Raw genomic sequence first — 5,398 nt, forward strand, 5'->3', positions numbered from 1 at the left:
GACGACGAGGCCGTACGGCTGCGCAGCGCGGTCAAGGCCCACGACGGCTTCTTCACCACCTTCTTCATCAGTCCGTACTCCCGCTACATCGCGCGCTGGTGCGCCCGCCGGGGCCTCACCCCGAACCAGGTCACCACGGCCTCGCTGCTCACCGCGCTGGTCGCGGCCGGCAGCGCGGCGACCGGTACCCGGGGCGGTTACGTCGCGGCCGGCGTGCTCCTGCTCCTCTCCTTCGTCCTGGACTGCGCCGACGGGCAGCTCGCCCGGTACTCGCTCCAGTACTCGACGATGGGCGCCTGGCTGGACGCCACCTTCGACCGGGCCAAGGAGTACGCGTACTACGCGGGTCTCGCCCTCGGTGCCGCCCGTGGCGGTGACGACGTCTGGGTCCTCGCGCTCGGCGCGATGGTCCTCCAGGCGTGCCGGCACGTCGTCGACTTCTCGTTCAACGAGGCCAACCACGACGCGGTGTCCAACACGAGCCCCACCGCCGCGCTCTCGGACAGGCTGGACAGCGTCGGCTGGACGGTGTGGCTGCGCCGGATGATAGTCCTGCCCATCGGCGAACGCTGGGCCATGATCGCCGTGCTCACCGCCGTGACCACGCCCCGGATCGTCTTCTACGCCCTGCTCGTCGGCTGCACCCTGGCAGCCTGCTACACCACGGCGGGCCGGCTGCTGCGCTCGCTGACCCGCAAGGCGCAGCGCACCGACCGCGCCGCCCGGGCACTGGCGGACCTCGCCGACTCGGGCCCGCTCGCCCAGGCCGTCGCCGGCGTGCTCCGGCGGCCGGGCGGCGGCTTCACGGCCCCGCTCCTGGCTCTCGCCGGAGCGCTGGTCATGGTCGCCGCGGCGTTGTTCGCCCCCTACGGCGGCTGGCTGACCGTGGGCGCCGCAGCGGTCTACGCGGCCGTCTCCGGGCTCGCCGTCTCGCGACCGCTCAAGGGCGCGCTCGACTGGCTCGTCCCGCCGGTCTTCCGGGCCGCCGAGTACTGCACGCTCCTGGTACTGGCCGCCCGCAGTGACGTCCCGCACGCCGTCCCCGCGGCATTCGGCCTCGTTTCGGCCGTCGCCTACCATCACTACGACACGGTGTACCGCATCCGGGGCGGTACCGGAGCGCCGCCCCGGTGGCTGGTGCGCACCATCGGCGGGAACGAGGGCCGCACCCTGGCCGTGGCCGTGCTCGCCGCCGTACTGACCTCCGGTTCAGGTTTCACCACGGCCCTCACCGCGCTCGCGGCCGCCGTGGCTCTGGTGGTGCTCGTGGAGTCCATCCGTTTCTGGGTGTCCTCCTCGGCCCCCGCCGTACACGACGAAGGAGAACTCGCATGATCGGCCTCGTACTGGCTGCCGGTGCCGGACGCCGTCTGCGTCCGTACACGGACACGCTGCCCAAGGCCCTGGTGCCGGTGGACGGCGAGAAGACGGTCCTGGACCTGACGCTGGCCAACTTCGCGGAGGTCGGGCTGACGGAGGTCGCGGTCGTCGTCGGCTACCGCAAGGAGGCGGTCCACGCCCGCAAGGCCGAGTTCGAGGCGAAGTACGGCGTGACGCTGACGCTCATCGACAACGACAAGGCCGAGGAGTGGAACAACGCCTACTCCCTCTGGTGCGCGCGTGAGGTCCTGAAGAAGGGCGTCATCCTCGCCAACGGCGACACCGTGCACCCGGTCTCCGTCGAGAAGACCCTCCTGGACGCGCGCGGCCGGGGCCGGAAGATCATCCTCGCTCTCGACACGGTGAAGACCCTCGCCGACGAGGAGATGAAGGTCATCACCGAGGACGGCAAGGGCGTCCGGCGGATCACCAAGCTGATGGACCCGGCCACCGCGTCCGGCGAGTACATCGGTGTCACGCTGATCGAGCCCGAGGCCGCCGAGGAGCTGGCCGACGCCCTGAAGGCCACCTTCGAGCGCGATCCCGACCTCTACTACGAGGACGGCTACCAGGAGCTCGTGAACCGTGGCTTCACGGTCGACGTCGCGCCCATCGGCGAGGTGACCTGGGTGGAGATCGACAACCACGACGACCTCGCCCGGGGCAGGGAGATCGCGTGCCGGTACTGACCCGCCTCATCCCGTCCCCGGTCGTCGTCGACATCCGGCGCGGCGCCATGGACGATCTGGCCGGTCTCCTCGCCGATCAGCGGATCTCCGCCTCGGGCAAGCTCGCCTTCGCGATCAGCGGTGGTTCCGGGCGTGCCCTGCGCGAAAGGCTCGCTCCCCTGCTGCCGGGAGCCGACTGGTACCCGGTGGCCGACGGCACGATCGACTCAGCGGTGCGGCTCGCCGACGGCATCAAGGGCAACCGCTACGACGCCGTGGTCGGCCTCGGCGGCGGCAAGATCATCGACGTGGCGAAGTACGCCGCGGCGCGCGTGGGCATGCCCATGGTCGCCGTCGCGACGAACCTGTCCCACGACGGCCTCTGCTCGCCGGTCGCGACCCTGGACAACGACAACGGGCGGGGCTCCTACGGGGTCCCGACCCCGATCGCGGTGGTCATCGACCTCGACGTGATCCGTGAGGCGCCCGCACGCTACGTGCGCTCGGGCGTCGGCGACGCGGTCTCCAACATCTCGTGCGTCGCCGACTGGGAGCTCGCCCACGAGGTCCGGCACGAGGACATCGACGGGCTCGCGGCGGCGATGGCGAGGCAGGCCGGCGAGGCCGTGCTGCGCCATCCCGGCGGAGTCGGTGACGACGCCTTCCTCAAGGTGCTCGCCGAGGGACTGGTCCTCACCGGCATCTCGATGTCGATCGCCGGGGACTCCCGGCCCGCCTCGGGCGCCTGCCACGAGATCAACCACGCCTTCGACCTGCTGTACCCGAAGCGCGCGGCCAGCCACGGCGAGCAGGTCGGCCTCGGCGCCTGCTTCGCCATGCACCTGCGGGGCGCGCACGAGGAGTCCGTCCAGATGGCGTCCGTACTGCGGCGCCACGGGCTGCCGGTGCTGCCCGACGAGATCGGATTCACCACCGACGAATTCGTCCGGGCCGTCGACTACGCCCCGCAGACGCGCCCGGGACGCTTCACGATCCTGGAACACCTCAATTTGTCCACCGACCAGATCAGGGACGCGTACGCCGACTATGCAAAAGCCATCCATAGCTGAACTCCGTCCGGTCGTGCACCCGCCGGGCGTGAAGGACCGGCGCAGCGGCGAGCACTGGGCGGGTCGGCTCTACATGCGCGAGGTCTCCCTGCGCATCACGCGAAGCCTGGTGAACACCGAGGTCACGCCCAACCAGCTGACCTACGTGATGACCGTCGCGGGTGTTCTCGCCGCCCCTGCCCTGCTGGTCCCGGGCATCCCGGGTGCTCTGCTCGGCGTCCTCGCGGTCCAGCTCTACCTGCTGTTCGACTGCGTCGACGGCGAAGTGGCCCGCTGGAAGAAGCAGTTCTCGCTGGGCGGGGTCTACCTGGACCGGGTGGCCGCCTATCTGTGCGACGCGGCGGTGCTGGTCGGCTTCGGCCTGCGTGCGGCCGACCTGTGGGGTCCGGGACGCATCGACTGGCTGTGGGCCTTCCTGGGCACGCTCGCCGCGCTCGGCGCCATCCTGATCAAGGCCGAGACCGACCTCGTCGGTGTCGCACGCCACCAGGGCGGGCTGCCGCCCGTCAAGGAGGCCGCGTCCGAGCCGCGCTCGTCCGGCATGGCGCTCGCCCGCCGCGCGGCCGGAGCGCTCAAGTTCCACCGCCTGGTCCTCGGCATCGAGGCGTCGCTGCTGATCCTGGTGGTGGCCGTCCTCGACGCGGTCAGGGACGACCTCTTCTTCAGCCGTCTCGCGGTCGCGGTGCTGGCCGGCATCGCCCTCCTCCAGACCGTCCTGCACCTGGTCTCGATCCTGGCGTCCAGCAGGCTGAAGTGAGCTCTCCCATGAAACTCGGCGCGGTCATCATCACCATGGGCAACCGCCCCGACGAACTGCGCGCCCTTCTCGATTCGGTCGCCGAGCAGGAAGGCGACCGGATCGAGGTGGTCGTCGTCGGCAACGGCGCCCCGGTCCCCGACGTCCCCCCGGGCGTACGGACCGTCGAGCTGCCCGAGAATCTGGGTATCCCGGGAGGCCGCAACGTCGGTATCGAGGCGTTCGGCCCGTCCGGAGCCGATGTGGACGTCCTGCTCTTCCTCGACGACGACGGACATCTGCCGAACACCGACACCGCCGAGCTGTGCCGGCAGGCCTTCGAGGCGGACCCGGAGCTCGGCATCATCACCTTCCGCATCGCGGACCCGGACACCGGTGTCACCCAGCGACGGCACGTGCCGCGGCTGCGCGCCTCCGACCCGATGCGCTCCTCCCGCGTCACCACGTTCCTCGGCGGCGCGAACGCCGTGCGCAGCCAGGTGATCGCCGAGGCAGGCCCGCTCCCCGGTGAGTTCTTCTACGCACACGAGGAGACGGACCTCGCCTGGCGGGCCCTGGACGCCGGCTGGATGATCGACTACCGCGCCGACATGGTGCTGAACCACCCCACCACCGCCCCCTCACGGCACGCGGTCTACCACCGCATGGTGGCCCGCAACCGGGTCTGGCTCGCCCGCCGGAACCTGCCGGCCCCGCTGGTCCCCCTCTACGTGGGGGTCTGGCTGCTCCTCACTCTGGTCCGCAGGCCCTCCCTGCCCGCGCTCAAAGCGTGGTTCGGAGGCTTCCGGGAGGGATGGACGAAGCCCTGTGGCCCCCGGCGCCCCATCAGGTGGCGTACGGTATGGCGGCTGACCAGACTGGGACGGCCACCGGTGATCTGAGAGGCTCTCCTCTGAGACCATGAGCCGTATCCATTCCGTACAGGGAACCTGTCCGCCCCGGCCGCGCCCGGCTGCGCATCGTGAAGACGAGAGTTCTTAACTGTGAGTGACACAACCCACGACGGCGGGATTGCGCTGAGCAGCCCGCCGTCCGCCGACGAGGGGCTGAGCGCGTCCCAGCTGGCCGACAAGTACGGCCTGACGGTGAGCGGCGCCCGGCCAGGGCTGTTCGCGTACATCCGGCAGCTCTGGGGCCGGCGGCACTTCATCCTGGCGTTCTCGAGGGCGAAGCTGACCGCGCAGTACAGCCAGGCCAAGCTCGGCCAGCTGTGGCAGGTGGCCACGCCGCTGCTGAACGCCCTCGTCTACTTCCTCATCTTCGGCCTGATCCTCGGCACCAACAGGGGGATGAGCCAGGAGGTCTTCGTCCCGTTCCTGGTGACCGGGGTCTTCGTCTTCACCTTCACCCAGAGCTCGGTCATGGCGGGGGTGCGGTCCATCGCCGGCAACCTCGGCCTGGTCCGGGCCCTGCACTTCCCCCGGGCCTCGCTGCCCGTCTCGTTCTCGCTCCAGCAGCTCCAGCAGCTCCTGTACTCCATGATCGTGCTGTTCGCCGTGGCGATGGGCTTCGGCAGCTATCCC

6 protein-coding genes are annotated in these 5,398 nt (G+C 70.5%); all 6 read left to right on the top strand.

Features of this window, described 5'->3' with window-relative positions; genetic code table 11:
• Positions 1 to 1,335 (top strand): DUF5941 domain-containing protein (locus VN520_RS22145; protein ID WP_325748683.1); only part of this gene is annotated, 1,335 nt, incomplete at its 5' end.
• Positions 1,332 to 2,069 (top strand): phosphocholine cytidylyltransferase family protein, encoded by a 738-nt coding sequence (locus VN520_RS22150; protein ID WP_325748684.1) that lies wholly within the window; start codon positions 1,332 to 1,334, stop codon positions 2,067 to 2,069. The genes VN520_RS22145 and VN520_RS22150, both read left to right, overlap by 4 nt.
• The gene (locus VN520_RS22155; RefSeq protein ID WP_325748685.1) at positions 2,057 to 3,118 is read left to right on the top strand and encodes an iron-containing alcohol dehydrogenase family protein; all 1,062 of its coding nucleotides are present in this window, start codon (positions 2,057 to 2,059) and stop codon (positions 3,116 to 3,118) included. The genes VN520_RS22150 and VN520_RS22155 overlap by 13 nt, the downstream gene beginning before the upstream one ends.
• A complete protein-coding gene (locus tag VN520_RS22160) occupies positions 3,096 to 3,875 on the top strand; it encodes a CDP-alcohol phosphatidyltransferase family protein (RefSeq protein WP_325748686.1) in 780 nt (259 codons plus the stop codon). Before VN520_RS22155 ends, VN520_RS22160 begins: the two co-directional genes overlap by 23 nt.
• Positions 3,876 to 3,883: 8 nt before the next feature.
• On the top strand, positions 3,884 to 4,756 hold the full coding sequence (locus VN520_RS22165; RefSeq protein ID WP_325748687.1) for a glycosyltransferase family 2 protein: 873 nt from the start codon (positions 3,884 to 3,886) through the stop codon (positions 4,754 to 4,756).
• 102 nt (positions 4,757 to 4,858) lie between these two features.
• Positions 4,859 to 5,398, top strand: a 540-nt coding sequence (locus VN520_RS22170) for an ABC transporter permease (RefSeq protein ID WP_414719911.1), incomplete at its 3' end; no start/stop codon positions are given.

It is taken from the genome of Streptomyces sp. (assembly GCF_035563135.1).
In the GTDB taxonomy this organism is placed as follows: domain Bacteria; phylum Actinomycetota; class Actinomycetes; order Streptomycetales; family Streptomycetaceae; genus Streptomyces.

What these genes read in the sequence shown, in the direction of transcription:
- VN520_RS22150 (WP_325748684.1), top strand. Translation starts at nt 1,332, where the DNA reads ATGATCGGCCTCGTACTGGCTGCCGGTGCCGGACGCCGTCTGCGTCCG.
- VN520_RS22160 (WP_325748686.1), top strand. Translation starts at nt 3,096, where the DNA reads ATGCAAAAGCCATCCATAGCTGAACTCCGTCCGGTCGTGCACCCGCCG.
- VN520_RS22165 (WP_325748687.1), top strand. Translation starts at nt 3,884, where the DNA reads ATGAAACTCGGCGCGGTCATCATCACCATGGGCAACCGCCCCGACGAA.